Annotated in this window: 22 protein-coding genes; 8 read left to right on the top strand and 14 right to left on the bottom strand. The window is 62.3% G+C overall.

The window, feature by feature from the left end:
- Positions 1-260 precede the first annotated feature (260 nt).
- Complete coding sequence (locus tag GGU46_RS04525) at positions 261-1,283, bottom strand: SDR family oxidoreductase (protein ID WP_246398630.1); 1,023 nt, start codon at positions 1,281-1,283, stop codon at positions 261-263.
- 245 nt (positions 1,284-1,528) lie between these two features.
- A complete protein-coding gene (locus GGU46_RS04520) occupies positions 1,529-2,017 on the bottom strand; it encodes an ankyrin repeat domain-containing protein (RefSeq protein ID WP_183402339.1) in 489 nt (162 codons plus the stop codon).
- A gap of 206 nt (positions 2,018-2,223) precedes the next feature.
- On the opposite strand from GGU46_RS04520, the gene GGU46_RS04515 reads away from it, so the two are divergent.
- Positions 2,224-3,015, top strand: a complete 792-nt coding sequence (locus tag GGU46_RS04515; protein ID WP_183402338.1) for an SDR family NAD(P)-dependent oxidoreductase — start codon at positions 2,224-2,226, stop codon at positions 3,013-3,015.
- A 148-nt stretch (positions 3,016-3,163) separates the two neighbouring features.
- Here the strand turns inward: GGU46_RS04515 and GGU46_RS04510 are convergent, their stop codons facing one another.
- Both GGU46_RS04510 and GGU46_RS04505 read right to left on the bottom strand, forming a co-directional pair.
- Positions 3,164-3,610 (bottom strand): DUF4174 domain-containing protein, encoded by a 447-nt coding sequence (locus GGU46_RS04510; RefSeq protein ID WP_183402337.1) that lies wholly within the window; start codon positions 3,608-3,610, stop codon positions 3,164-3,166.
- A gap of 122 nt (positions 3,611-3,732) precedes the next feature.
- Complete coding sequence (locus GGU46_RS04505) at positions 3,733-4,722, bottom strand: alpha/beta hydrolase (protein ID WP_183402336.1); 990 nt, start codon at positions 4,720-4,722, stop codon at positions 3,733-3,735.
- 173 nt (positions 4,723-4,895) lie between these two features.
- On the opposite strand from GGU46_RS04505, the gene GGU46_RS04500 reads away from it, so the two are divergent.
- The 3 genes from GGU46_RS04500 to GGU46_RS04490 all read left to right on the top strand — a co-directional run bounded on the left by GGU46_RS04500 (position 4,896) and on the right by GGU46_RS04490 (position 7,689).
- Entirely contained in the window at positions 4,896-5,651 is a 756-nt protein-coding gene (locus GGU46_RS04500) for a L,D-transpeptidase family protein (RefSeq protein ID WP_183402335.1), read from the top strand.
- A 37-nt stretch (positions 5,652-5,688) separates the two neighbouring features.
- Positions 5,689-6,246 (top strand): NUDIX hydrolase, encoded by a 558-nt coding sequence (locus GGU46_RS04495; protein ID WP_183402334.1) that lies wholly within the window; start codon positions 5,689-5,691, stop codon positions 6,244-6,246.
- 342 nt (positions 6,247-6,588) lie between these two features.
- Complete coding sequence (locus tag GGU46_RS04490; protein ID WP_183402333.1) at positions 6,589-7,689, top strand: YncE family protein; 1,101 nt, start codon at positions 6,589-6,591, stop codon at positions 7,687-7,689.
- Positions 7,690-7,896: 207 nt separating this feature from the next.
- Here the strand turns inward: GGU46_RS04490 and GGU46_RS04485 are convergent, their stop codons facing one another.
- Positions 7,897-9,297, bottom strand: coding sequence for a DUF5723 family protein (locus tag GGU46_RS04485; protein ID WP_183402332.1), 1,401 nt, complete (start codon positions 9,295-9,297; stop codon positions 7,897-7,899).
- 137 nt (positions 9,298-9,434) lie between these two features.
- On the opposite strand from GGU46_RS04485, the gene meaB reads away from it, so the two are divergent.
- Complete coding sequence (gene meaB, locus GGU46_RS04480; protein ID WP_183402331.1) at positions 9,435-10,412, top strand: methylmalonyl Co-A mutase-associated GTPase MeaB; 978 nt, start codon at positions 9,435-9,437, stop codon at positions 10,410-10,412.
- Positions 10,413-10,549: 137 nt separating this feature from the next.
- On the opposite strand, the gene GGU46_RS04475 is transcribed toward meaB, so the two are convergent.
- The 3 genes from GGU46_RS04475 to GGU46_RS04465 form a co-directional block, all read right to left on the bottom strand.
- Entirely contained in the window at positions 10,550-13,144 is a 2,595-nt protein-coding gene (locus GGU46_RS04475; RefSeq protein ID WP_183402330.1) for a DUF5916 domain-containing protein, read from the bottom strand.
- Positions 13,145-13,377: 233 nt separating this feature from the next.
- On the bottom strand, positions 13,378-16,275 hold the full coding sequence (locus GGU46_RS04470; RefSeq protein ID WP_183402329.1) for a M56 family metallopeptidase: 2,898 nt from the start codon (positions 16,273-16,275) through the stop codon (positions 13,378-13,380).
- A complete protein-coding gene (locus GGU46_RS04465) occupies positions 16,272-16,691 on the bottom strand; it encodes a BlaI/MecI/CopY family transcriptional regulator (protein WP_183402328.1) in 420 nt (139 codons plus the stop codon). Before GGU46_RS04465 ends, GGU46_RS04470 begins: the two co-directional genes overlap by 4 nt.
- 266 nt (positions 16,692-16,957) lie before the next feature.
- On the opposite strand from GGU46_RS04465, the gene GGU46_RS04460 reads away from it, so the two are divergent.
- On the top strand, positions 16,958-17,599 hold the full coding sequence (locus GGU46_RS04460) for a hypothetical protein (RefSeq protein WP_183402327.1): 642 nt from the start codon (positions 16,958-16,960) through the stop codon (positions 17,597-17,599).
- 191 nt (positions 17,600-17,790) lie between these two features.
- On the opposite strand, the gene folB is transcribed toward GGU46_RS04460, so the two are convergent.
- From folB to GGU46_RS04445, 3 genes are all read right to left on the bottom strand, one after another.
- Positions 17,791-18,147: a dihydroneopterin aldolase gene (folB, locus tag GGU46_RS04455; RefSeq protein ID WP_110977029.1), complete on the bottom strand. Its 357-nt coding sequence runs from the start codon at positions 18,145-18,147 to the stop codon at positions 17,791-17,793.
- Positions 18,148-18,368: 221 nt separating this feature from the next.
- Positions 18,369-19,418: a DivIVA domain-containing protein gene (locus GGU46_RS04450; protein ID WP_183402326.1), complete on the bottom strand. Its 1,050-nt coding sequence runs from the start codon at positions 19,416-19,418 to the stop codon at positions 18,369-18,371.
- Between the two features lie 113 nt (positions 19,419-19,531).
- Positions 19,532-20,458, bottom strand: a complete 927-nt coding sequence (locus GGU46_RS04445; protein ID WP_183402325.1) for a WD40 repeat domain-containing protein — start codon at positions 20,456-20,458, stop codon at positions 19,532-19,534.
- 215 nt (positions 20,459-20,673) lie between these two features.
- On the opposite strand from GGU46_RS04445, the gene GGU46_RS04440 reads away from it, so the two are divergent.
- Both GGU46_RS04440 and GGU46_RS04435 read left to right on the top strand, forming a co-directional pair.
- The gene (locus tag GGU46_RS04440) at positions 20,674-21,333 is read left to right on the top strand and encodes a 4'-phosphopantetheinyl transferase superfamily protein (protein ID WP_183402324.1); all 660 of its coding nucleotides are present in this window, start codon (positions 20,674-20,676) and stop codon (positions 21,331-21,333) included.
- Positions 21,334-21,421: 88 nt separating this feature from the next.
- On the top strand, positions 21,422-22,033 hold the full coding sequence (locus GGU46_RS04435; RefSeq protein ID WP_183402323.1) for a redoxin domain-containing protein: 612 nt from the start codon (positions 21,422-21,424) through the stop codon (positions 22,031-22,033).
- A gap of 165 nt (positions 22,034-22,198) precedes the next feature.
- On the opposite strand, the gene GGU46_RS04430 is transcribed toward GGU46_RS04435, so the two are convergent.
- The 3 genes from GGU46_RS04430 to GGU46_RS04420 form a co-directional block, all read right to left on the bottom strand.
- Positions 22,199-23,074 carry a transglutaminase-like domain-containing protein gene (locus tag GGU46_RS04430; protein ID WP_183402322.1) on the bottom strand — a complete coding sequence of 292 codons (876 nt, stop codon included), beginning with the start codon at positions 23,072-23,074 and terminating at the stop codon, positions 22,199-22,201.
- A 245-nt stretch (positions 23,075-23,319) separates the two neighbouring features.
- Positions 23,320-25,047: a ubiquinone-dependent pyruvate dehydrogenase gene (poxB, locus tag GGU46_RS04425; RefSeq protein ID WP_183402321.1), complete on the bottom strand. Its 1,728-nt coding sequence runs from the start codon at positions 25,045-25,047 to the stop codon at positions 23,320-23,322.
- Between the two features lie 102 nt (positions 25,048-25,149).
- Complete coding sequence (locus GGU46_RS04420) at positions 25,150-25,617, bottom strand: hypothetical protein (protein WP_183402320.1); 468 nt, start codon at positions 25,615-25,617, stop codon at positions 25,150-25,152.
- Positions 25,618-25,654: the final 37 nt, after the last annotated feature.

The following is a 25,654-nucleotide window of genomic DNA, read 5'->3' as shown; positions in this document are numbered from 1 at the left end:
TGCCAAAGTAACCGTCATGCTTGATCTGGCGTCCGCTTGTCGAAGCATCTCTCCCTTTGGCTAATTAATAGCACTATATCGAAGCGGTAGAGATGCTTTGACTGCGCTCAGCATGACAGTTACCTTGGCAACGTCAGCACGCGAGATTCCTCGACTGCGCTCGGAATGACGGTCTGCTGGTAAAATCCTACCCCCCACATACACGCAAAAGCCTCCGGCCGCACAGTGCAGCCGGAGGCTTTTCTTTATCACTCTGAAACCTACTCGCTGGCGCTATTATCCGGGCTGTTTCTGCCGGAAAGCAGGGCTACCAGCACGCCGCCGGCCAGGGCCGCGAAGGTTGTCGTCAGGACGGGGTGCAGGCTAGCGCGGGTATAAAGGCTTTTTTTCATGACGTAGCCCGGATGGTCGCCGTGCACGCGGCCGTCCCGGACTTCGGGGCGGTGCAGGGAGCCGGCGGGGTGGCGCGGGGCCTCGTCGCGGGTCTGCATCTTCATGGTAGCCTTGGCGTTCATAAAGTCCATGGCTTTGGGGAAATGCTTGTTCATGGAGCTGAACATTTTTCCCCCGCCCCCGATGTACACGTCGCGCTCCGGGTGCTGAGCCGCGTGAATGATGGCGTGGGCTACCTCCTCGGGCTCGTACACGGGCGGGGGCAGCTGGGGCTCCCGGTCCATGTAGTTTTTAGCGTGCTGCGGAAACGGCGTGTTGATGGCCGCCGGCTTGATTAACGTTACCGACACGGGCGCGCCTTCTTCTTCCAGCTCAATGCGCAGGGCATCGGTAAAGCCCTTGATGGCGTGCTTGCTGGCCGAATACTGCCCTTGAAGCGGAAACGCAATATCAGAGGCCACGCTGCCCAGGTTGATGAGGGCCCCGCCGTGCTGTTTGAGGTGCTTAATGGCTTCCAGGGAGCCATTTACCACACCCCAGTAGTTGGTATCGAACATGCGGCGGCTGTCCTCGTCGCTGACTTCCTCCAGGCGCCCCCAGATAGAGGCTGCGGCGTTGTTGATCCAGGTATCGAAGCCGCCGAACCGCTCCCGGGCCGTGGCCGCTACGCGCTGTATGTCCGGAATCCGGGCCACGTCGGCTACTACGGTGGCTACTTTGCCGCCGCGCTTGGTGAGGTCGGCGGCTACGTGGCGGAGGTCTTCTTCGCTGCGGGCGGCCAGCACCAGGTTGGCGCCGGCTTCGGCGGCCATGCGGGCCGTGGCCAGGCCAATGCCGCTGGTAGCGCCGGTGATTACAAGCGTTTGTTTTTTTAGGGGTTTGAGTTTCATAGTCATACAGGAAAAATGCGCAAGTCAACTTCCCTGTACGACCAGATGCCGCTGACGGTCAGCCGATGCCAGAATTATGCTGAGCTTGACCTTTCTATACCATCTGTCAGGCTAAGCCCCGCGAAGGACCTCCACTTCTGGCTAATCAACAGAGAATAGCAACGAAGCGGTAAAGGTGCTTCGCGGGGCTCAGCCTGACACATAGGGTATAAGCATGACCAAATCGTTCGGAGACTAACGCCTGCCTACTCCTGAGGAAGCAGGTTGAGGGCGGTTTCGTTGCCTTGCTGCAAGGCCAGGTCGCGGGCGGAAAGGCCGCGCACGTCGCGCAGGGTAGCATCGGCCCCGGCCTTGAGCAGCACCGGCACCATGTTGTGGCGGCCGAAGAGGGTAGCAAACATGAGGGCCGTACCGTCGTTGCCGTTGCGGGCGTTCAGGTCGGCGCCATTGTCGATGAGCAGCTGGGCTATTTCGGGGTAGCCTTTGAAAGAAACGCCCATGAGGGCAGTGTTGCCGCTGGCGTCGTGCACGTTGGGGTTGGCGCCGGCTTCCAGCAGCACACGGGTGGCTTCGATGTGCCCATCGTAGGCGGCCAGAATAAGGGGCGTGAAGCCGCGGCCATCCTGGTAATTCACGTCGGCGCCTTCGGCCAGCAGGGTTTTAATGGTTTCCACATCGCCCATGCGGGCAGCGTTGGTGAGCAGGTCTTCGGGACGGGAAGAGGTAAAGGACATGGGGAGGGGTAGCGTTGATGAGTAGTACACAACCCGAAACGGCGGAATTGGTTGAGCTGCCTTCCGGGGCGCGGGGTTGCAACCCAATACGATGCCCGCTCAAAATAGATGAGGTTGGCCGCGGGGCAAAACTGCCCGGCTTCCGCTGACAAAACCCGGCGCGGCGGGTTATGCTACCTCACCCTGACCTCCAAACCCTTTCCCTGATGGATTTACAACTCGCGAAAAAGGTAGCCCTGATTACGGGCTCCACCGCCGGCATTGGGCTGGCTATTGCCCGCCGCCTGGCCGCCGAGGGCGCCGAAGTTATCCTGACTGGTCGCACCGAAGCCCGCCTGCAGGAAGCCCGCACCGCCATTCTGCAGGAAACGCCCGCAGCCGCCATCCGCACCGTGCCCGTCGATTTCAGCAAGCCCGAGCAGGTAACTTACCTTCTGCTGGAAGTGCCCAGCGTGGATATTCTGATCAATAACGTGGGCATTTTCGAGCCCAAGCCCTTCGCTGAAATTCCGGACCAGGACTGGTTGCGCTTCTTCGAGGTGAACGTGATGAGCGGGGTGCGCCTTTCGCGCCAGTACTTTCCGCAGATGCTGGAAAAGAAATGGGGCCGCATCGTGTTTGTCTCCAGCGAATCGGGTTTGCAGATACCGGCGGAAATGATTCACTACGGCACCACCAAAGCCGCCCAGCTGGCCGTAGCCCGCGGCCTGGCCGAGCTAACCAAAGGCACGGAGGTAACGGTAAACTCGGTATTGCCGGGCCCCACGGCCTCGGAGGGGGTAGAGGAGTTTCTGCAGAAGCTGGCCGGCGAAGGCAAAACTCGCCAGGAAGCCGAGCACGAGTTCTTCCGCGACGCCCGCCCTTCCTCCCTGCTTCAGCGCTTCATCAGGCCCGAGGAAGTTGCCAGCATGGTAGCCTACCTTGCCAGCCCCCTGTCGGTGGCTACCAACGGCGCCTCCGTTCGAGTTGATGGCGGCGTGGTCCGGAGCATTGGGTAAGCAGTGAATGAGTAAAGTGTCATGGCGAGGAGGCCCGACGAAGCCATCCGTCCTGACCAATGTGCTACCCCCCCTGCAACCTGACAAGCCCCTGCCGCTACCATCCGCCGGGGGCTTGTCAGGTTGCAGGGGGGTAGAAAGCTGATGGCTACCGGGGACGCTTCATTTCCTGGCGGCGCATGGGCATGGCATCAATGGTCGAAAATAGCTGGGCGGGCGGCAAGGCCTGAGTTTCGCGCCGCTTCACGCCCCCATCCTTCCCAATCAGCACCACCTGAAAAGTTGAACTGCCTACCCCCAGCTCCCGACTCAAATAGCGCTGGTCGGCCGCCGGAAGCTGGCTCCAGATAACCTCCCGCACCAGCAGGTCGCGGCTGTTCAAGTCAGCCTTCACAGGGCCTAGAAGCTGCTTCTGTTGGCGCAGCTCGCTGTCGTTGGGGGTGGGCGCGCACAGCAGCAGCACCCGTTTTTGCCATTTGGCTTCCTTCACTACGGTTGCCAGAGAACCGGGGGGTAGGGTTTGCGCTGGCCCAAGGGTGCTGCCCAGCAGCACGGTGCCCGCCAAAGCGCTGATAAAGACAAGAAGGGTAGCCATGGGAAAGAGTTAGTGAAGTAGAAAGGAATAGCCACTTAAGCTAAAGCTAAGTCCGGTCACTAGCTCTAGGGTCCATTATGGCTTGCGGGTAGTGTGCGCTACCGTGGGCTGTTTTGGCAACCTCATTTCGCTACCCCGGCCAGCCACTGGAACACTTGCTCATACGCCGAGGCGCGCACTTCGGGGGCCGATAGAAAGACATCGTGCACGGCGCCGGGTATGGCACGCATGGTTACCTGCGGGCCGAGGCGTGGGGCCAGGGCTTTGATGTGGGCTACATCCAATACAATGTCAGCGCGCTGGAAGTCGGGGTGCCAGCTACGGCCGCCGGCGCTGTGCTCGGCGTGGAGCACCAGCACCGGCAGCGGCAGGTGTAATCCGCGCCGTACGTGCGCCTGTCCGCGCCGGATAGCCCGCAGCCAGCCGGCATTCACCGGAAACACCCGGTTAGGCTTCCAGGCCAGGTCGTAGTCCCAGCCGCCGCGGTAAGCCCGGTGCAGGCTTTGGCCGTAAGTATCGGGTAGGCCGGCGGGCAGGGGCAAATCGGGCCAGCGGGCTCCCAGGGCCACAACCAGGGGCACCGCCACGTGCCGCCGCAGCCAGGGCTGACGCAGCTCCAGAAACGGACTGTTCAGTACCAACGCCACCAGTCCGGCCTTCGGGCGCTGGGCCGCGTACAGGGCCGTGATAAGGCCACCGGTGGAATGCCCGCTTAGCACCACATCCGCGTAGCCTTCTGCCCGCAGCTGAGCCAGGGCCGCATCCAGGTCGGCGAAGTATTCGGCGAGGTCGCGCACGTTGTTGGGCCGCTGGTGGGGTAGCAGGGCCCGGCCGTACTTGCGCAGATCGACGGCGAAAAACCGGCAGCCGTGCCGGGTGTACTCCACGGCCATTTCGCGCTGAAAAAAGTAGTCGTTGAAGCCGTGCACGTAGAGCACGGCGGGGGCCGCGGATTGCGGCGGCTCGCGGCGGTAGCGCACCAGCACGGCCTGCACCCGGCCCTCGTAATCGTGGGGCTGCGCAAGCACGAGCTGTTCGAAATCGTGGCCCAGCGGGTCGGGGCGGTAGGCTACTGCGGGAGCAGCCACGGAAACGGCAGAAGCGGAAGGCATAGCAGCGGTACGAAAAACGGCCGGCGGATGATGACGTTCTACTTCCCTAACCTAACCAGAAATCAGGTTTATTTTTCTATATACCTCTTCGCCTATACTAAGCCCTAAGCGGTTACCGTTGAGGTTGCATTGTGCCCCGGCTACGTTTTCGGGGGCTTGTTATCCTTTATTCTATGCGTTTTCTAGCGCTGGTTGGAGCGGCTCTGCTGCTCACCCTCTATGCCCGCTCTTCGGCCCGCCGCCCCGAGCCTAACCCCACGTTTCGTAGCAAGCAGCTCCGGTTTCCGCGCGTGCGGGCGGCCTACACCCTGCACGAAACATCGGCTCATGCCCTGCTGCGCCGGCACGGACTGGCTCCTGAGCGGCTGGAGCTGTTTCTGCGGGCGTTTAAGGTAGGGCGGCGGCTGGAAGTGTGGGGCCGCAACCAGGGCACCGGGCAGTTTGTGCTGCTGCGCACCTTCCGGCTGGCTGGCACCTCGGGCACGCTCGGCCCCAAGCGCCAGGCCGGCGACGGCCAGATTCCGGAAGGCTTCTACACCATCGATAGGTTCAACCCCGACAGCAAGTACCACCTGTCCCTGGGCCTCGATTACCCCAACGCCGCCGACCGGCACCGCAGCGCCACCCTCGACCCCGGCAACGACATCTTCATCCACGGCTCCAACGTCACCATCGGCTGCCTGCCCATCACCGACGCCGGAATCCGGGAGCTGTACGTGCTGGCCGTGGAAGCCCGCGCGGCCGGGCAAACGGCTATTCCGATTCACATTTTCCCGTTTGAGCTTACCCCTGAAAACCTGGCCCGCCGCCTGATGAGCCCACACCTAGGGTTCTGGCAGCAGCTGGCGGCAGGCTATCAGTACTTCGAGGATAACCGCCAATTGCCCCTAGTTACGGTGGGCAGCGCCGGCGCGTACTCCGTACGCTAGCCGAACAGGGAGGCCGGGCCGTGCGTACCTTGCACCCATGGCAACCCCTAGCATTTACGATTTCATTGTGCCGAAAAACCTGCGCGAATCGGCCGTGCTGGTGCCCGTTTTCCGCGACGAGCACGGCGAAATACAGGTAGTGATGGTGCGCCGGGCGGCGTTTGGCGTGCACGGCGGCCAGCTGGCTTTCCCCGGTGGCAAGCACGAGCCCGAGGACGAAAACCTGCAAGCCACGGCCCTGCGTGAAGCCTTCGAGGAAGTCAGCCTACCCCCCTCCAACGTGGAGGTGCTGGCGGCCTTGCCCCCCGTAGCAGTACCCAGCGGCTTCCGGATTGCCCCATTTCTGGGCCGTATCCGGCGGCCGGAAGTCTGGCAATGGCAAACCTCGGAAATAGACGAGGTGCTGGAAATTCCGCTCCGCCATTTGGCCGACGTCACGAACCACACGGAGGAAACCTGGGAGCTGGCCGGCTGGCCCGGCCCCCGCCTGGTGCCGTTCTACCGCGTGGGCAACAACTACCCGTTGTGGGGCGCCAGCTACCGCATCATTCAGCCCATTATCCCGCGCCTGCTGGCCGGAGAGTGGGAGGTTTAGGGGTCGTTGGTGAGGAGGTGACAGGTGACAGGTGACAGGTGACAGGTAAAAAGGAACGTCATGTCGAGCTTGCCGAGACATCTCGCGTGCGGTCATTGCCAAAGTAACTGTCATGCTGAGCGTAGTCGAAGCATCTCTACTGCTTCGTTGCAACACTATTGTTAAGCGGACGCCAGATGAGGCCTGAGAATTAGCACGACAACATCAGCACGCGAGATGTCTCGGCAAGCTCGACATGACGCTCTGTTTACCTGTTACCATTTACCTCCTCACGTTTCACCCCATACACCCCAATTTGGCACGAAATTGCGTTCTACCTGCTCGCTTACACGACTGACTTTTATGAAACGACTTTCGCTTTTGCCGTTGCTGCTGGCGCTGCTGTTGCCCGGCGCGGTACTGGCTCAACGCGAGCAATCTATCTGGCTGTTTGGCCAACAGGCCGGACTTACGTTTCCGGCTGATGGCTCGGCGCCTACCCCCCTGCTGACCAGCAAGATGACCACCTACGAGGGCTCGGCGGTGGCTACCAACCAGCAGGGCCAGCTGCTGTTTTACACCAACGGTGAGTTTGTATTCAACCGCCAGCACCAGGTAATGCCCAACGGCAAAAAGCTGATGGGCTCCAACTCCAGCACCCAAAGCGCCCTCATTGTGCCCGACCCGGGGAGCGGCAACGTGTTTTACGTGTTTACGGTGGGCGCCCAGGGTGGCCCCAACGGCCTGCGCTACTCCACCGTGGACATGACCCGCGAAAACGGCCTCGGCGACGTGCCCCGCTCCAACGCTCTGCTCATCACGCCGGTGGCCGAGAAGCTGGCCGCCGTGCGCCACCAGAACGGCCGCGACGTCTGGATTGTGGCGCACCGCTGGAATTCCAATGCCTTCGTGAGCTTTCTGGTAACGGCCGATGGAGTGGAAAGCAAGCCGATTATGAGCAACGTAGGCAGCATGCACGCCGGCCCCGGCCGCAATGCCATTGGGGCCATGAAGTTTTCGCCCGATGGCCGCAAGCTGGCCGTGGCCCTCTGGCGCGAAGCCAACAAGTACGAGGTATTCGATTTCGACCGCGCTACCGGGCAGGTGCGCAACGCCAAATCCTTCGCCCCCTACCCCGAAGCCTACGGGGTAGAGTTTTCGCCCGATGGCAGCAAGCTTTACGGCTCCAGCAATGGCGAAGGCGGCGGGGAAGCTCAGATTTTTCAGTTCGATCTGAAAACCGGCAAAGCCACCGTGGTAGGCAAATCGGCTAACCGCAAAGTGGGCTCCCTGCAGCGTGCCCCCGACGGCAATATTTACGTGGCCCGCGAAGACAACATGTTCCTGGGCATCATCCAGAACCCCAACTCCGCCACCGCCAAGTACATTGATAACGGCCTGAAGCTCGGTGGCCGCCGCAGCAAGCTCGGCCTGCCTAACTTCATTACGGAGCCGGGGAAGTAAGTGAAAAAGTAAGTGAGTGAAGTGTGTCATGGCGAGGGCACCGAAGCCATCCTTCCTCTCTGTGTGACAAGCCTGATAAACAAACAAGCCCTTGACGCTCGCGCAGTCGTCAAGGGCTTGTCACGTTTCAAGGGGTAGGGCGTTGGTCAGGAAGGATGGCTTCGTACCTCGCCATGACACGTCACTCATTCACTTACTCATTCGCTGCTACTGCGTTTTGCCGCCCAGCTTAAAGCGCAGAAAGCCGCCGGCAACCGAGAGGTAGGGATTCTCGGAGGTGAGCAGGCCGGCCACGTCGCGGGTGCTGAGGCCGGCTTCGTATACGCGGGTGGCCAGGGTGATACCGAAGGGCACGCTTACACCGTAGCCCGCGCCGCCGGTCAGGCCGCTGCTCAGGCGCAGCCAGCGGGTGGGCTTGTAATCGAGGCCGGCGCCCACGAAGGGGGTAGTAATGTTGCCGGCCACACTGTTCAGCGGCAGGGTCACGTCGAGGCCAGCCTCAAAGAACTCGCTGATGCGCAGGCCGGCCCCGACCCGCAGCTTGGTGGGCAGCTCGGCCCGGCGCTCCTGGCCGGTTTCGTAGGTGAACAGGCTGTCGGTGCCAGTAGCAAAGATTTCGGCGGCTTCCTTGATGAAGTTGTAGCTCCCTACCCCTTCTGACTTCAGCTGCTTCAGTTTCTGGTCGTTGGCCGTGAGCAGGTTGCCCTCCCAGGTCATGTGGCCCAGGTCGGTAACGGCCACGCCCAGGCGGAGTGCTTTGCCTACCTCAGCCGCCAGGCCCAGGTCAAAGCCGTGGCCCTTGCCCACGGGCCGGAGGCCGCTGCCGCCGCTGCGCAGGTTAAAGCTGGGGTTGTTTACCATGCTGCCGTAATCAATATCGAACACCGGCGACATGGAACTGTAGGCCCGCAGGTTGCCCGGCTGCACCCGAATATCGATAATGCCTACCCCCTGAATGTAGCGGTAACCCGCGCCGGCCGAGAGCTGAAACAGGGGCAGATCAATCAGGCGGGTGCCCCAGGCCAGGTTGAACTCGTTCAGCACGGCCAGCTGGATATCGGTGCCGGCCAGCGCCTCCGACACCAGCGGCAGGTTGCCGGCGCTGGCCGAGGCGTAAATGGGCGCGTCGCGGCCCAGAAAGGTAATTTCGGCAGCGTTCTGGTTCAGGCCCACATGCCCGGCCGTACGCACCCGGTTGCTGATGGCAATGCCCCCAATTACGGGCAGTTGCACGGCCAGGGCCAGGGTAGTGGCATCGGCGTTGAAGTTGAGGGCGTTATCGGAAGTAAACGCGCGGGCCAGTTCCTGCTTATCGGTTAGGGTGAGGCCCTGGTTGGTATCGGTGATAAACCGGCGCAGCTGCTGGCGCGTGAGCGACTGGGAGCCGGCCCCTACCCCAAACTCGCCGATGGTAAAGGCTACCGTGGCCCCGCCTACCCGCCCCAGGTTGGCCGGGTTAATCCCAATAGCCTGATAATCGGAGGCGAAAGTGGTGGCCACGCCCCCGCGGCCGGTGGCCGTGAAGTTGCTCAGCTCGTTTTGGGCGTAAAGCGGCAGGGTGCCACCCAGCAAGAAGGCCGCGAGAAGTGAGTAGAGATTTTTGCCCATGATGCGGTGGAGGGAAAGACGACAGACGAACGACGCGCACCTGCGGCCATTTTTTCAAATGTACGATATGGGGTAGTTTGCGGCTCTATTACCCGGCCAGGGCGCTACTTTTCCCGCCCGGCTCCGTTCCTGCTCTAATGGCCAAACGCTTTTCCGTTTCTGAATACACCGACGGCATCCTCTCCGGCAACCGTGTGCTGCTGAGCCGGGCCATTACCCTGGTCGAAAGCACCCTGCCTTCGGACCAGGCCCTGGCCCAGCAGGTGCTCGATGCGGTACTGCCCCACGCCGGCCGCTCGGTGCGGGTGGGTATTACGGGGGTGCCGGGGGTAGGAAAAAGCACGTTTATTGAGGCCCTGGGCCTGCATCTGGTGCGGGAGCAGGGCAAGCGCTTGGCCGTGCTGGCCGTGGACCCCAGTTCCCAGCGCAGCGGCGGCAGCATCCTCGGCGACAAAACCCGCATGAACCAGCTGGCCGCTCACCCACAGGCCTTCATCCGGCCCTCCCCGGCTGGGCGTAGTCTGGGTGGCGTTACGCGCAGTACCCGCGAGGCCCTGGTACTCTGCGAAGCGGCCGGCCACGACGTCATCTTCGTGGAAACCGTGGGGGTAGGCCAGAGCGAAACCGCCGTGCACGGCATGGTCGATTTTTTCCTGCTGCTGATGCTGGCCGGGGCCGGCGACGAGCTGCAGGGCATCAAGAAGGGCATTATGGAAATGGCCGATGCCGTGACCATCACCAAAGCCGACGGCGGCAACGAGCAGGCCGCCCGCCGGGCCCGTGCCGAATATCAGAATGCGCTGCACCTGTTTCCGCTGGCACCCAGTGCCTGGAGCCCCGTGGTTACCACCAGCTCGGCCGTATCAGGAGCGGGCGTGCCGGAAGTGTGGGCCGTGGTGGAGCAGTACGTGCAGCAAACCCAGCAAAGCGGCTACTTTCAGCGCCGCCGCCAGGAGCAGAATCTGCACTGGCTCCACGAAACCATCCGGGAAGCCCTGGAAACCCGCTTCTACGCCCGCCCCGACGTAGCCGCCCAGCTGCCCGCCATCCGCCAGCAGGTAATGGATGGCCGCAAATCGGCCTTTGGGGCCGCCGAGGAACTGCTGGGTTTGTAGAAGCTGTGTCGGGTTGCAGGCTGTTCGTGCACGCTGGTACAGCCCGGGCCTTGAGTTTGCCTACCCCCTCTCTCAGCCAAAAGCCCCCAACGCTCGGAGCGCCGGGGGCTTGTGACAGTTAAGCGGATGGCAGAAAATTAGCCGCGCCGCTTCAGCATCAGGTAGTCCAGGTAGTACAGAATCTTGATGGACAGGTTGTTGTTGTGCGGGGTGTTGATGGTATTGCTGAGGTTGCTGAAGTAGAGGGGGGTAGCCTCGTTGGCTTCCAGGAAAGAGGAGCTGGCATTTTTCCAGACAATGCTCACCTGCGAACCGGGCGCGAACCACCACGCGTACACCGCATCCACGTTGAAGGCATTGAACGTATTGTCGCGGTTGCGGCGGTAGTCCACCAGCGTTTCGCGACCATCCTTTTCCAGGCGCGCGAAGTCGAAGTAGTTTACGGTGCTGGTGTAGTGGCGCGTGCGAATGGTCAGGGACATGCGGTTGTTGAAGGTGTAAGCCCCCGACAGCGTGCTGGTTACCGTGAGCACGCGGCGGCGGCCCAGCAGCACATCCGTAGGATACTTGTCGCGGAAGTCGGCGTCATCGGGCAGGCTTGTGTCCAGGTCGCCGTTCACGTAGCCAATTTGATTCTGGCGCAGGTTCCAGTCCAGGGAATAGCGGAAATTAAGCTGGTTGCTGACGCGGTAGCGCGGCGACACGTTCCAGCCGTAGCCCATACGACGGGCCCGCGGCAGGCGCTCGTCCTCGGCGTACCAGCGCACCCCGGCGTTTACGTCCCAGGCCAGTTTCTTGCGGTAGTCGGAGGAGAGAAAGGCGCCCACGTTGGCATTGGCCGGCACGTGCACGTAGTAATCGCCCAACGGGTACTGGCGCGGCTCATAGAAATCGTGGGTTGCGGGGTTGGCATCGAAGTTGGCACCTACCGTCAGGAAGCTTTTCGTGAAAGTGGTGTTGAAGCCGGCCGCCACGCTGGCGTTCTGGTAGCGGGTAGGCTTGTAGAGCAGGGAGTGGTTGAGGCTGTACCAGCTGTACAAGTTATTGACCTTCCAGAAGGGCTTGTACTTGTTGTAGCTGAAGTTGAGGTACTGGCTGATGTTGTTGTTGCCAAACAAAATGCCCAGATCGTTCGGGTTGTACTTGTCTGACTCAATACCCTGGCCCAGCTCCCAAGTGAAATTGCCGCTGATTTTGCTGATGCCCACCTGGTACTTGTAGCCGTCCTGGTCGTCAATCTGCTCCTGGGAGCCAAATTGCTGGCCGCGCCGCCGCGAGTACACTAGTCGCCCGCTCACGGCGTAGGAGTTTTTTTTGTTGGCAAAGCGAAACAGCCCTCCGGTTACGTTGGCGTCGTAGGTGCTACCCCAGCGCGTCACGTTGGTATTGATCAGCGAAACGTAGGAATTGTTTTTCAGGCTCTGATCCAGCACCACAATGTTGTAGTTACTGAAGGGCTGGGTGAGCACCTCCCGCTCGCGCCCGTCCAGTGAGTCGCGCACGGTGGCGTACACGTTGTTGCTGAGGGCGTTGAACACCCCCACCCCCAGGCCTTGCTTGGTTCGCCCCGATACTTTGGTGGCGTTCAGCAGGCGCGTAACGCCAGGGTTGCTGACCACTACCTCGCCGGGCCGGCGCGTGCCATCGGTACCCATTTCGCCGGCGCGCAGCTGGTTGTACACGCTGCTGAACCCAATGGGGGTAGCCCCTACCCGGCGGGAGTAAAACAGGTCGCCCTTGTTGAACAGCTCGGTGCCTTCGGTGAAGAACTGGCGGTTTTCCTGGAACTGCACCTCAAAAGGCGAGAGGTTGAGCACCTGGTTGTCGCTCTGCACCTGCCCGAAGTCGGGCACCAGGGTAGCGTCCAGGGTAAAGCTTTCGTTGATGCCCCACTTCACGTCGGCGCCGCCGTTAAAGTTAGTGCTGGCATTGCGGGTGCCCTGCTCGTTGTAGGGGTAGTGGTTCACGTAGCCCGACACGTAGGGCGTGAGTGAGAGGCGCAGCGGCGGCTTAATGTCGCGCAGGCCTTGCAGCTCGCCCCACTGGTTTACAAAGCCATCGACGGCGGGCTTCACCTCATTCCAGAAAAAGGCCTGGTTATCGCGCTTCCGCTGGCGCATGAAGTTGAGGCCCCAGAGCTGCTCAGGAACTTTACTGAAGCGGATGGCTGAGTACGGAATCCGCATTTCGGCCACCCAATCGGTGCCGCGCAGGCTGGTGCGTGAGTCCCACACGGCGTTCCAGTTAAAGTCTTCGCCCCCGGCCGGCGAGTAGCGGCAATCCATCTGCACCCCGCCCGTCGTCACGAAAAAGCCGTAGCCGTTGATTTTGTCGTGGTAGGTATCCAGAAACACCCCAATAAAATCGGTGTTGTTGGCGTCGTCGCGCGGGGAGAGTTCCCGCAGAATCGAGTCCTGGGACACGTCGTGCATAATGGCCCCGATGTAGAGGTTGGCATCGTCGTAGAGCACGCGCACTTCGGTGGGGTGCTTTTCGGGGGGGCCGGGGTTGGGGCGGTTCTGAATAAAGTTGGTGGCCATGGGGGCCTGCTGCCAGATGGCCTCGTCCAGCACGCCATCCAGCTTAATGGCCTCGGTGATGCGCAGGGCCTGGAGCTGGCGTTTGGGGGCCGGCACGGCGGCGCCGGTAGCGGGAGCGGCAGGTGCCTGGGCCCGGGCCAGACCAGCCAGCAGCATCAGGCAAACCAGAAGCAGGGCGCGGGAACAGTTCACAACAAATCGGTGGGAATAAAGCTGGGACAAGCAGTACAAAACAGGTGGTGAGCAGGCTGCCCGGCGGGGGCAGGTTAGGCGGTAAGCCAGGGGTAGTGCGCCGCGGGTCGGAGCGCCGGCGGGATGCTGCAATAGATGCGCTGCCCTGGGTAACCGTTGCCTGCTGTATTCGGAATTCTCTATAAAAAAACCGGCCGCCGTTATTGCGGCGGCCGGGCAGGTAGTGTTGTGCTTTACTCGCTCACAGAAATCTGAATGTTGCTGCGGGTGCTACCGCCGTTGCTGGCGGGTGAGCCCAGCAGGCGGCGGTACTTTTCGGCTAGCTCATCGGGCTGCTTCTTACCGTTCACCGTCAGCCCCGATTCATTGAGCTGAAGCTGAAACGCCTTTTCACTGGCTCCCAGCAAACCATCCCGGCGCAGCTCGGCCCGCACCTCATCCGAGTTGACGCGGGGCGGCGCCGGCGGCAGCGGCGGGGCCGGTACCTGGGGAGCTGTGGGAGCGGGCGGGGCCGCCGGGGCCAGGGGCGCCCGGGGCGGACGCGGTGGCTGCGGAGCCCACCCCGGCCCGCCGTTGGTAGTGCTACCCGACGATTGGCGGTTGATGATGTAGGAGCTGGCAGGCCCCAGCTTCCGGCCCCGCTGCTTTTCCACTAACCGCAGGTATTTGTCGCGCAGGGCCGTGGACTGCTTTTTACCGTTCACGGTGAGGGTTGTAGGGGTAAGGCTGAACTGGAAATTCTCCGTGTCCTTGATCAGTCCATCCTTGCGCAGCTCCGCACGCAACGCATCTTCGGTGGCGGAGCCGGGACGACGGGCGGGGCTGCTGGCGCTACCGCCGGGGCGGAGGGTGCGCTCCACCCGCTCGGTTTCGCGGTGGGCGGCCTCCGTTTCGCGGTGGGCCACTTCCGTTTCGCGGTGAGCGGCCTCCAGCTGGCGTTCCAGGGCCTTCATTTCCAGTCCGAGGCGGTTGGCTTCGCGGGTGTCCTTGCGGGCATCGGCCGTGGCCTGGCGGCGCGCCAAATCCCCGATGCGCCGGGCAATGTCGCCTTCCCGCCGGGCCCGGTCGCCTTCGCGCCGGGCTACGTCGCCCTCGCGGCGGGCGGCTTCGCCAAGGCGGCGGGCATGTTCTTCATTCAGGTCGGCGCTCCAGTGGCCCCCGTTCAGGCTGCGAGCCTCCTCGGCCTCGTCCTGCAGCCATTCCTGCCGCTGCTCGCGCAGGCTTTCCTGCCGGTCGCGGAGGCGTTCCAGGGCCTCTTGCATTTTCTCACGCTCCTCATCCGTGCGCGCATTGTTAACGGCTTCGCGCAGGCTTTGCTCGGCGCGGCGCAGGGCCTCCGTCTGCTCGTTGCGGAAGCGGAAGGTGTTGGTGCGCCACTGCGGATTTTCGCGCAGCTGGCGGCGGGCATCGGCCACGGCCCGGTCGGCGTCGCGGCGGATACGGGCTATTTCGCCCGCGTCAAAGCCCCGAAACTGGAAGGAGCGGGCAAAGCTGTCGTCGAACCGGAAATTGTTGCTCGACCAGCTGTTGTCGGCGGGCACCCGAATCACTTCTACCGGCTGCTCCGACTTCCGGCTTTTCTTGTTGCCATTCTGGCCCGTGTCAACCGGCTGGCCATTCACCGAGAGGTTGGTAATCCGCCCCTTTTTGTCTTTCTCGATAACCACCGTTCCGGCCCCACCCCGGCGGGGCTCCTGCACCACAACTACCTGCCGGGCGCCCTTGCGGCGCTTCTTCTTGTCTTTGTCGTCATCGTCGTCGGCGGCGTCAGCGGCCGATGCCTCTGCGGCGGCTACTGCTTCTTCTACCTCGGGCACCACTATTTCATCGGGCTCCGGCGCCTCAGCAGGCACCTCGGGCAGGGAAAGGGGCGGGGCGAGGGGGCTAAGCACATCAGCATCCGGAATAGTGAACTCAGCGGCTACCTCCCCCTTTTTACGGGTTGTATCGGGGTCGGCGGCCAGGAAGGGCAGGCGCGCCAGGGCCCCACTACCACTCTTCTGCCCAGGGGCCGGCCGCGGGTCGGCCATGGCCACGGCCGAGGTCAGCAGCACCATGCCGCCCAGCACCACGCAAGCCGCCATAAACCCCTCGGAGAAGGTAGGGGCCGTGCGGCCCTGCACCAGCCGCCGGATGCGGCCCAGCACGGAGCCATCGTGGCCCAGCGCCGACAAGGCAAACTGGTTGACCGGCTCGGGTGCCACGCTCAGCTCGGCCAGCGCGGCCAGGGCGCGGGCCACGGTCAGGGGGTTGCCGCCCACCAGGGCGGTAGCGGCATCATCGCAGCAGTTTTCGCGCTCCGTGCGCAGGCAGGCCGTAATAAACCACACGGCCGGATGATAGAAAAACAACGTTTCGGCCACCGACTGCAGCAAGTTCATGAGGTAGTCGCGGCGCTGCACGTGGGCCAGCTCATGGGCCAGAATAGCTTCCAGATACGTAGTGCTCAGGCCCATAACGGTACCAAGGGGTAGCAGAATAACCGGCCGCAGGTGGCCCACCACTACCGGCACCCGCACCAGCGCCGACTCCAGCAACTCAATGGGCTGCTGCAGGCCGGTTCGGGCAGCCAGCTGCTGGAGCCGCTCCTGCCACTCCGGCGCCAAGGGCTGCACCCGGTAACGGCGCAGGCGCTGCACGTAGGCCAGCCCCCCCAGCAGGCGGAGCGTCATAGTCAGCAACCCCAGTAGCCACAGGGCCACCAGCACCGGAATATTCTCATCAAAGTACACCAGCCAGGCCTGCAGGCCGGTGGGAGCGGCTGCCACGGCAGCAGCCTCCGTTGTCACGAGGCCATCGGCCGGAAGTACAGGCGTGCTGATGCCCGCTTCGGCTGGCACGAGGCCGTTGGACAGCACCGCCGTCTCGTCGCCGGCCATGTAGCCCGCTACGGCGGCTTCCTCAGGAGCAGCTACATAGTAGCGCCCGAACGTGACGCCCGCCAGCAGCAGCAGCACGGCCAGCCCCAGGCCAGCGGTGCGGTAGCGAACCTCGGCGCTATGCCGGCGCAACAGCAGCAACAAGCCCGCCAGGGCCAGGGCTACCACGGCGCCCTGCCACAGGGAGTGCACTAACGTCCAGCCCAGGGCGCGTACCAGCGCGGGCGGCAACAATTGTTCGAGCCAGTTCATGGGGCATCGTCGGTTGAGGGTGGGGTTGTGTCGTTTTGGATTTCGATGTCGTTGAGCAGGCGCCGAATCTGGGCCAACTCTTCGCGGGAGGTGCGCCGGTTGCCCAGGGCCTGCATGACCAGCTTCATGGCCGAGCCTCCGAAGGCCGACTCCACGAACTTGTCAATCAGCAGGCCCTGGGTTTCCTCTTCCCGCACTGCCGCGCGGTACACGTGGGTTTTGCTCTCGTCGTCGCGCAGCACCAGGCCTTTCTCCAGCATCAGCTGCAACAGCTTCAGCGTAGTGGTGTAGCCCACCTCGCGCCGGCGACTCAGCTCGTCGTTGACGAACCGGACCGTGCTGGGGCCGTGCTGCCAAAGCACCTGCAGAATTTCCAGCTCCGATTCAGTGGGTTTAGGAAGGGAAGATTTACTCATCACACAAGGGGTAAGCGGTACCAGGGAAAAGACGTCCGACTGAGGCGCGGCCGTTGCCTGCGGTTGTTTTCCTTCGCGCCGGAAAAACAGGCAGCCGGTTTCTACGAATCAGTTCGTACATCAAACATATACGAAGCGTATCGTAGAAGCAAGTTTAATCTACGATTTTTTTCGTATAATATTTAATCTTTCTGCTACTGAGTTACTTGCCTCAGCCTTTCTAGCTTTGCCGCCCTACCCCGCCCGTTGCGCTGACTTCTTCTTTGATGGAATTTTTCCGGCAAGCTTTTTTTGGTCCCATTGACAACTACCTGGCCTGGCACGATGGCTACGACTCGGTTATCGACGTGGCGGCAACGCTTAACCAGCTTTCAGCGGCCGAGCAGGAGCTGGCCGCGGCGGAGCTGGTGCGGGCGCTGCGGCAAGGCCCGGCCGACCCGCGCGTGGTGCTTGGGCTGGCTTACTTACGGTACCGGCCTGCCCTACCCGCCCTGCACGACTACCTGCCCCGGGCGGCAAACTATGTGCTGCAAGCCATCAGCCAGATTGACCCCGCCCAACTTGACTTACAGCAGGTAGCGCGCGTGCTCGAAACCCGGGATACTTACCCGCTTATTGATGTCCTGATGGGCCTGGGTTATTACTACACCCGCGCCCAGCTGAACGCGGACCTTGTTGAGCGCATCATCGCCTTACTGGCCCACCCCGATTATCTGGTCCGCTACCACGCCCTGCAGGCGGCCCGCCGGCTTCACGGCATACCCAGCCCGACCGACGACCTGAACAGTCTCCGGGAAGACCCTGTTTTCTCCAGCATTGTCAGCGACAAACGTCCCCGGGATTTCCGGCGTGCTCAGGAGCTGTTGTTAGCCGAGATAAAGCAATTCACGCCGCCCAGCCTCAGCTGACAGCCGTTGGGGGGAACACTCCCACCCCCCTACCCCCTCCCAGGGCCGGAAGCTTTCGGCCGGGCGCTTGGCCCGGATGCTGGCTACTGATTTAGCTTATCGCCAAGGGTAGGCAGACAGTGGGCGGGCGACACCAGCGGCAACCTTCCGGTAGCAGCATGTTACCCGCCGCAGACAGGCAGGTGCAGGCGTTACCGTCGCCGCTCCAGGGTAATGCGGGCCCGGTGACAGATGCCCCCCAGCGGCGGGTTAAACTTCGAGACGCTGACCCGCACCCCTTCGATATAGGGAAACTCCTCCAGAACCCGGTCCATGACGCGGTGACCCAGGTGCTCCAGCAACCGGGCCGGGGCCCGCATTTCCTCGGCCACCACCCTATAGAGCACTTCGTAGTTCACGGTTTCGCGCAGCTGATCAGAAGCGCCGGCCGCGTGCAGATCAGTATCGATATAGAGGTCAATTCCGTATTTATTGCCGATTTTCTGTTCCTCGTCGTAGTATCCGTGAAAGGCGAAAAACTCCATGCCTTCCAGTGCAATCTGGCCCATATGATGAATTGGTGAGTGGTTGAACTAAGGAGTGCTGCCCGTGCCGCGTGGGCAGGCCGGAAGCAAAGCGCGTGTAATGCCACCGACAAGTACCCAGGGCCCAGCCAAGGCCAGGGGCAGCTGCTTTATTTGCTCCGGTAGGCTAAAATTCTCTCTGTAAAACAACGAAGCCTGCCCCGAGAGGCAGGCTTCGTGTCAGTGGATTGGGTAGGGCCAAAGGCCTACAGCTCATCGAAAAACGACTTCTCACCCAGCGGGGCCGCCGTAGCGAAGCTGGGCTGGCCAGGGTGGGTAACCGGGGCGGGCTGGTTGATTTCGGGGTGGCCGGGGCCGATGGGCTGAATATCGGGGGCGGGGGGCTCCACGCGGGGCGCGTCGGGCTCGGGGACCCGTGAGGGGCTCGGCGGGTTCACGTGGGGGGCCGGCGAAATGCCGGGGTTCTCGCCGGGGCTGCCAGGGCGCTCAATCTCCGGGCCGGGCTGCTGGGCCGGGGCGCCGGGGTCGGGCTGCTGGCCGGGTTTAGGATTGTAGCCCGTGGTAGCGGGAGTTTTCTCGGGCGAGGCTGTACGCGCCGGGGCCGCTACCGGCTCGGAGAAGCTGGCCGCAGAACCGCCGGCAACCGCAGCGGCAGCAGAAGTAGTAGGAGCAGTGGAAACGAACATAGGAGCATCGGGCTTAGGTGAGTCGTCTGCGGTGCGCGGACGGTTCACTTTTACGCTCGCGGCCCGCGAAAGGATGGCGGCCGTACTGGTTTTCGGGCGGCTGCGGGCTTTTTCTACCTTGTCCAGCGCATCGGAAGCCAAGCGGTGCAAATCGTGGGTGAGGCCATCGAGCAGGTTTTCCAGGCGCTGGCACTCCTGGCCCAGGCCGCTTACTTCCTTCTGCATGTCGGCCACGGTGCGCTCGGCTTGCTGGTAGGCATCTTCTACCACGCTGCGGGCCTTCTGGCGGGCATCGGCCAGCAATTGCTCGGCCTGCAGCTGGGCCTCCCGAATACGCAGCTGAGCGTCGCGCTGGGCTTGTTCGGTAATGCTGTTGCCGGTGTCCTCGGCCGTTTTCAGGGTGCGGTAGAGGCTGGTTTCTACCTCGCGCATCTTCTGTACTTCCTGGGTGGCATGATCCAGCTTGAGGCGCAACTCCCGGTTTTCGTCGCCCATCCGCTCCCACTGCTGGGAAAGCGTCAGCAAAAAGGCTTGTACTTCATCCTTATCTAATCCCCGAAAGGCTTTTTCAAAGGTTTTCTGCCGGATATCGAGGGCGGTAATTTTCATGGGTCGTACGGGGGGGGGTAGGGGGCGGGGGGCTGGCAACTGGCAGCGAGGCAGCACACCGGGTATCTGCCCGGCCACGGGGCAAAACCGATGGTTTTACTACCTATTACCATCTACTCTGCGCCAAGCTGCCACACCGCAAGGCTACGGTCGTCGCTACACGAAACTAGCCTATTCTGCCTTCCCGGCCAAAATAACTTGTTTACGGAGGTGCCGTGGCCGGCGTGGCGGGCGCGGTCTACTACCCGCAGCAGCTCCCAGGAGCGGGCATCCCAGAGCTTAATGCTCTTGTCCATGCTGCAGGTAGCCAGCAGGGCGCCGTCGGGCGAAAAAGTCAGGTGGTTGATGGTGAACATGTGGGCCACCAGGGTGCGGTGCTCCCGGTAGCCGGCCGCCACCTCCCAGATGCGCAGGTGCGCATCGCGGCCGGCCGTGAGCAGGTAGCGCCCGTCGGGCGAGTAGCCGGCCGTGAATACCGAGTTGGTCGCTCCTTCGATGACGTATTTTACCTGCAAGGAGTTGGTGTCCAGAATGCGCACCTGCCAGTCGGAGCCACCTACGGCCAACTCGTTGCGTTCCTCGTGCAGGGCCAGGCAGCGCAGGCTTTTTCCGGAGAGCCGCACCAGGGTTTCGACCTTGAAATCGGGGGCGCGCAGCACGGCCAGGGTACCATCGCCGAGGGCTACGTAGAGGCGCTGCCGGGCTTCGGAATACGCCAGATCGAAAATGGCTGCTGGGGGTAGGGCCGTGGCGTAGGCCAGTTTCTTTTCGGCCAGGTCAATCACCTGAATACCCTGGAAGTTGTGGCCTAGTACCAGCAGATTCCGGTCAGGAAGATGCCGCAGGGCATACACCGAGTTTTCCACTTTGGCCACCAGCTCGCCGTCCTGCTCGGGGGTCGTCACGCTCCAGGCGGCCACCAGGCCATCGGCCCCGGCTGAGTAGAATGTATCCTGCCCGGCCGTGCCGGCCAGGGCGTACACACAGTCGCGGTGGCCGGTGAGGGCAGCAAGCTTCTGAACCTGAGGACGGAAAGACAAGGAATAAATCAGTAACTGGGTGAAAGAGCGTGCAAAGATACCGCCGGAACGCCACCCGCACGCAGCCCGGCTATTGACAGGCCCTGATATGCTGAGTGAAGAGAGGCAGCCGGTTTGCCTGCCCGCGCCCGACTCACCCTTTTCCGTTCACTCAGCATGACCATTTTACCAGCCGAGCGTACCTTCACTTATTCATTCACCTACCCGTTCACTGCTTGCCCTTCCACTCCCTCTCCCCTGTTTCGCAAACCTGCGTGCTGGGCCTCTGGCACCTTACCGAAGCGGCCGAGGAGCTGTGGCCCCTGCTGCCGGCGCAAACACACTACCTATCCCGCTACCCCGCTGGGCGCGACGAACTGCGGGCCCGGCAGTGGCTGGCCGGGCGGGTGCTGGCCCACTATCTGCTGCGCGAGCTAAACGACACGCCCGCTACCCTGCACAACGACCCCAACGGCCGCCCCTACTTCCCGGAGCTGCCCGCCGCGGGCGTATCCCTCTCGCACTCCGGCGAGTGGGTAGCCGGCTTACTTTCTACCCAGGCCGCGGTTGGCATAGATATTGAACAGGTACGGCCCAAAGCGCAACAGTTGGCCCGCCGGTTTCTATCGGAAGCGGAGCAGGCCAACGCTGGCAACGAAACAGCAAAATACTGTCTCTATTGGAGTGCCAAAGAGACGCTCTACAAGCTGCATAGTCGCCGGGGCCTGGTGTTTAAAGAGCAGTTACTGCTCAGCCCGTTTGAGCTGCGGGAGGCCGGTGTGTTGACGGGACACCTGCTCCTCGAAAACTTCCGCAGCCAACACCACATTCGCTACCTGCGCCCAACTCCCGACTACGTTTTAACTTACGCCATTGGTGAAGTAGTGAATTGGTGAAACAGTGGGCTGGTCGCTTAAGCCAGGTCATTCGCACTATTTCAAGCACAAACTCGCCATTTCACAAGTTCACCTCTTCCCTTCTCCTATGTCCCTTCGTCGCATTTCCATTGTTGCTGCTGCTGCTTTGCTTTTCTGCACCGTTGCGGTGGGCGTGGCCCGCGCGCAGGGCAGCCGCTCGGTGGCCGACTTCAGCCTGAAAAACAGCGCCAACACGGAGGTAGCCCTGAAAAGCTACTCGGGCAGCAAGGCCGTGGTGGTAGTTTTCATGAACCCCACCTGTGCGTTCTCTAAGCTCTACGAAGGCCGGCTGCATTCGCTGAGCGCTGAGTATGGCGCCAAAGGGGTGCAGTTTCTGTTCGTGAATGCTCCCATTAACCTGGAAGCCAGCGCCGATACCGGCGACGCCGAAAAACTTAAAGTAAAAACCACGGGGGGCGTTGCCCTACCCCTGCTTACGGATGAAGGCCAGAAAGTGAGCACTCTGCTGGGGGCTACCAAAACCCCGGAAGTAGTGGTGTTGCAGCCCGTGGGCAACGGCTTTGCCGTGCGCTACAAGGGCGCCATCGACGATAACCCGCAGGTGGAGGGTTACGCCAAGGAGCATTACCTGGCCGATGCCCTCAATAACCTGCTGGCGGGCAGGCCCGTTGGCGTTACCGATAAGCGCGCCGCCGGCTGCCTCATCAGGCGGTTTTAAGGCTCATTGCCAACTGAGCGGCCGGGTAGTAAACAGCCTGCCAGAATGCTCTGTCGGGCGGAAACGAAGCGTTTGACCTGCTGCTTATACCACTACCACATTCCGCCAAACGCGCCGGGCCGCCGATGTACTATCGGCGGCCCGGCTTTTTTTTGAGGCACACGCTTATTCCTCGTTCGGCCCGGAGTTTCCATCCGTGGCGTCTGATTCGCTGGTCAGGATAGCCAACAGCTGGCCTACTTCTATGGCCTTGGCTGGTTCCTGCATTTTCTCGAAGCTGAGTTGCAGGTTGCGTAGGGCCCGGCGCACAATATCAATGTGCGAGCAGGGCTCGAAGAACATTTCGTTGGGCGTAAGGTTGAGCTGCCCGATGTAGTGCTCAATATCGGTGCGCGAAAGCACAAGGCCCCGGTTGTAGCAGTTAATATAAAACGGCTCCAGCGCGCCCTCGGGCCGGTAGGTCAGCACGAACAGGTTGGGCAGGTTCACACCGAACACGGGCATTTTAAGCCGCTGAGCCACCAGCAGATAAATTACGCAGAGCGTGAGCGGGTTGCCCCGGCGGGTTTCCAGTACCCGGTGCAGCATAGAGTTGGCCGGCGAATGGAAGTTCTGGGTGTTAGCGGCAAACTTATGCGTCCGGAACAGTACGTGGTTCAGGGTCTGCACCTGGTCGGCGGGGTGCATGTTGGGCTGCAGCAGTGTCCAGACCTCAAAGCGCAACTGCTCAATGGCCCGGTTCAGTACCTGAAAATCGGCGTCGGGGTACTGGTAGGAGTTCAGCAGCCACATGCCTTCCAGCAGGTTCTCACCACCCGAGTCGCGCCACACGCGCAAGCGCTGCTGCAGCCCTTCAAACTGCAGATGGTGAATCAGGTCTTCCAGGCGCTGCTGCTGCTGCGGGTCCAGACTTTCCTCCCACGACTCCTCCAGAAACGGAATAATGGTTTCGCCCAGCGTCTGGATTTTCTCCTGAATCTGCGGGGCAACTTCGGGGTCATCGAGCAGGGAGATGAGGGCTTTAATTTCTTTGTTGGTCATGTAGCGGACAAACGGGCTACCTCAGGGTAGCCCTAACGGCAGGAAAGAGCAAATAAAAGCAACTGACGCCGGTTGGTAGACGCCGGTTGCCACTGGATAACATAGCGAAAGGGCTAGATTGTTCAAAAATACCGGCTCCGCACCCATCGGCCGCCTTTTGGGGTAGGCCCCAGATGCGCTGCCCTACCCCCCCTCGCGGGGCGAGGCAACCAGCCCCCCGGCCTTTCGGGCCAGCCCGGGGCCGGCTACCGCAACAAATTGGTTTTAGCTAGCTCCAGCACTTCATCACCCCGGCCGCTCATAATGGCTTTCAGGGTGTACAGGCTAAAGCCCAACATCTGCTCCTTCTGGATGGTAGGCGGCATGGAAAGCTCCGCGCGCTTGACAACGGCATCCAGAATAACCGGCCCCGGGTGGGCCAGCATTTCCGCAATGGCGGCCGGGAGCCGGGCCGGGTCCGTTACCCGAATGCCACGCACGCCGGCCGCCTCGGCTAGCGCCGCGAAGCTGGGGTTTTCCAGCTCGGTACCGTACTCCAGAATGCCAGCAGCCTTCATTTCCAGCTCCACAAACCCCAGGCTGTTGTTGTTGAAGATAACAACTTTCACCGGGGCTTTCAGCTGTTTCAGCGTCAGCAGCTCGCCCATGAGCATGGCAAAGCCCCCGTCGCCGGCCAGGGCAATTACCTGCCGGCCGGGAAAAGCCAGCTGAGCTCCCAGAGCCTGGGGCATGGCGTTGGCCATGCTGCCGTGGTTAAAGGAGCCTACCAGGCGGCGCCGGCCGTTCATGCGCAGGTAGCGCGCCGCCCAAATGGTAGGCGTACCCACGTCGCAGGTGAAGATGGCGTCTTCGGCGGCCTGCTCATTCAGCAGGCGCACTAGGTACTGGGGGTGCATGCTGGTGTCGCCGGGCTCGCCGGTGGCCAGTTCATCGAGGCTTGCGCGGGTGTCACGGTAGTTTTCCAGGGCTTTTTCCAGGTGGTGGCGGTCCTGTTTGTGGTTGAGCAGGGGTAGCAGCTCGCGCAGCGTGGCGGCCACGTCGCCCACGAGGCCTACCTCTACCCGGGCCCGCCGCCCAATGTGCTCCCCACGAACGTCCACCTGCACGGTGCGCACATCCTGGGGCAAAAACTGGGCGTAGGGAAAATCGGTGCCGAGCATGAGCATGGCGTCGGCGTCCATCAGGGCCTCGTAGCCCGAGGGAAAGCCCAGCAGTCCGGTCAGGCCCACGTCGTAGGGGTTGTTGGGCTCCACGTATTCCTTGCCGCGCAGGGCATGGACCACGGGGGCGCCCAGCAGCTCGGCTACCTGCAGCAGCTCGGCGTGGGCTTCGGCGCAGCCGGCCCCGGCCATGATGGTTACTTTGTCGGCCGTGTTGAGCAGGTCGGCGGCGGCGCGGATATCCTCCAGGGCCGGTACTAGGGTAGCCCGGCTGCGCAGCACGGGGAGGCGGGGCTCCGGAGCTTCTGCTTTCTGGTGGCTAATGTCGCCGGGGACTACTATAACGGCAACCCCGCGCTGGGTAAGGGCCGTCTGGATGGCTATTTCGGTAGTGCGCACGGCCTGGTCCGGAACGCCAATCAGCTCGCAGTAGGCGCTGCACTCCTTAAACGTATGCTCAGGGTGGGTTTCCTGGAAATATTGCGTCCCGATTTCGACGCTGGGAATTTGGGCGGCAATAGCCAGCACCGGCACGCGGCTGCGGTGACAGTCGTAGAGGCCATTGAGCAGGTGGGTGTTGCCGGGGCCGCAGGAGCCGGCGCACACGGCCAGCGCGCCGGTCAGGTGAGCCTCGGCCCCGGCCGCGAAGGCCCCGGCTTCCTCGTTGCGCACGTGCACCCACTCAATGCCCTCCCGCTTCCGAATTTCCTCAGTAATGCCATTGAGCGAGTCGCCCACCACGCCGTACACCCGCGTCACGCCGGCGGCCTGCAGGGTATCCACAATAATTTCCGAGACAGTTTTCTTCGCCATAGCCTTCCGGGTTAAGTCCAGAGGGGCTATACGGCCGGAAGCCGCCGGGCGCTGCCTGCTACCGGTATTTTGCGCAGAAGCGGCGGCTCTGTCTGCTGGCTCCTACCCCAGCAAACCCGCCAACCCCTTCACGTTCAGCCGGGCGAATTTGCGCACTCGCTCAAACTTATCGGCGGTGGCCGCCAGCTCCTCGTCCTCGGGCTGCTTGGTGGGCACGTGGGTATGCAGCAGCTCAAATACGGAGGCGGCAATATCCATATAGCCCAGAATCAGGAGGTAGAGCTGTTTCTTCTGATCCTCGGAGTAGCCTTTGGTCCGGATGGCTTTTACCAGGGTATCGAGCTGGGTGGTTTCGTCGGTGTACAGGTCGCGCAGGCTGTGGCGGGCGCTTTGGTAAGCAGCTTGCTGCTCCTCAGTGGCCGTGTGCAGGGCAAAGGGGTAGGCTTCCACGAAAGCCGTGGCCGCCAGAAACGTTTTCTCGGCGGCGTACACAGCCGCCAGGTGTTTCTGCAGGCTGGTCCAGAGGCCGGTACGGGCTTTTTCGAAGGCGGCAGAGGGTGCGTCGGTCACGGAGGGGTAGGCGGTAAGGTGGGCGGCAAAGGTACGG

Source organism: Hymenobacter latericoloratus (genome assembly GCF_014199535.1).
GTDB lineage: Bacteria > Bacteroidota > Bacteroidia > Cytophagales > Hymenobacteraceae > Hymenobacter > Hymenobacter latericoloratus.
Note: the sequence above shows the minus strand (reverse complement) of the source record. Positions and strands in the feature narration are given on the sequence as shown.

Excerpts from the sequence above, each read along its gene's own strand:
- GGU46_RS04500 (WP_183402335.1), top strand. The coding sequence starts at position 4,896 with ATGCGTTTTCTAGCGCTGGTTGGAGCGGCTCTGCTGCTCACCCTCTAT.
- GGU46_RS04465 (WP_183402328.1), bottom strand. The coding sequence starts at position 16,691 with ATGAGTAAATCTTCCCTTCCTAAACCCACTGAATCGGAGCTGGAAATT.
- GGU46_RS04495 (WP_183402334.1), top strand. The coding sequence starts at position 5,689 with ATGGCAACCCCTAGCATTTACGATTTCATTGTGCCGAAAAACCTGCGC.
- folB (WP_110977029.1), bottom strand. The coding sequence starts at position 18,147 with ATGGGCCAGATTGCACTGGAAGGCATGGAGTTTTTCGCCTTTCACGGA.
- GGU46_RS04510 (WP_183402337.1), bottom strand. The coding sequence starts at position 3,610 with ATGGCTACCCTTCTTGTCTTTATCAGCGCTTTGGCGGGCACCGTGCTG.
- poxB (WP_183402321.1), bottom strand. The coding sequence starts at position 25,047 with ATGGCGAAGAAAACTGTCTCGGAAATTATTGTGGATACCCTGCAGGCC.
- meaB (WP_183402331.1), top strand. The coding sequence starts at position 9,435 with ATGGCCAAACGCTTTTCCGTTTCTGAATACACCGACGGCATCCTCTCC.
- GGU46_RS04470 (WP_183402329.1), bottom strand. The coding sequence starts at position 16,275 with ATGAACTGGCTCGAACAATTGTTGCCGCCCGCGCTGGTACGCGCCCTG.
- GGU46_RS04515 (WP_183402338.1), top strand. The coding sequence starts at position 2,224 with ATGGATTTACAACTCGCGAAAAAGGTAGCCCTGATTACGGGCTCCACC.
- GGU46_RS04430 (WP_183402322.1), bottom strand. The coding sequence starts at position 23,074 with ATGACCAACAAAGAAATTAAAGCCCTCATCTCCCTGCTCGATGACCCC.
- GGU46_RS04520 (WP_183402339.1), bottom strand. The coding sequence starts at position 2,017 with ATGTCCTTTACCTCTTCCCGTCCCGAAGACCTGCTCACCAACGCTGCC.
- GGU46_RS04490 (WP_183402333.1), top strand. The coding sequence starts at position 6,589 with ATGAAACGACTTTCGCTTTTGCCGTTGCTGCTGGCGCTGCTGTTGCCC.
- GGU46_RS04505 (WP_183402336.1), bottom strand. The coding sequence starts at position 4,722 with ATGCCTTCCGCTTCTGCCGTTTCCGTGGCTGCTCCCGCAGTAGCCTAC.
- GGU46_RS04485 (WP_183402332.1), bottom strand. The coding sequence starts at position 9,297 with ATGGGCAAAAATCTCTACTCACTTCTCGCGGCCTTCTTGCTGGGTGGC.
- GGU46_RS04460 (WP_183402327.1), top strand. The coding sequence starts at position 16,958 with ATGGAATTTTTCCGGCAAGCTTTTTTTGGTCCCATTGACAACTACCTG.
- GGU46_RS04525 (WP_246398630.1), bottom strand. The coding sequence starts at position 1,283 with ATGAAACTCAAACCCCTAAAAAAACAAACGCTTGTAATCACCGGCGCT.
- GGU46_RS04435 (WP_183402323.1), top strand. The coding sequence starts at position 21,422 with ATGTCCCTTCGTCGCATTTCCATTGTTGCTGCTGCTGCTTTGCTTTTC.
- GGU46_RS04450 (WP_183402326.1), bottom strand. The coding sequence starts at position 19,418 with ATGAAAATTACCGCCCTCGATATCCGGCAGAAAACCTTTGAAAAAGCC.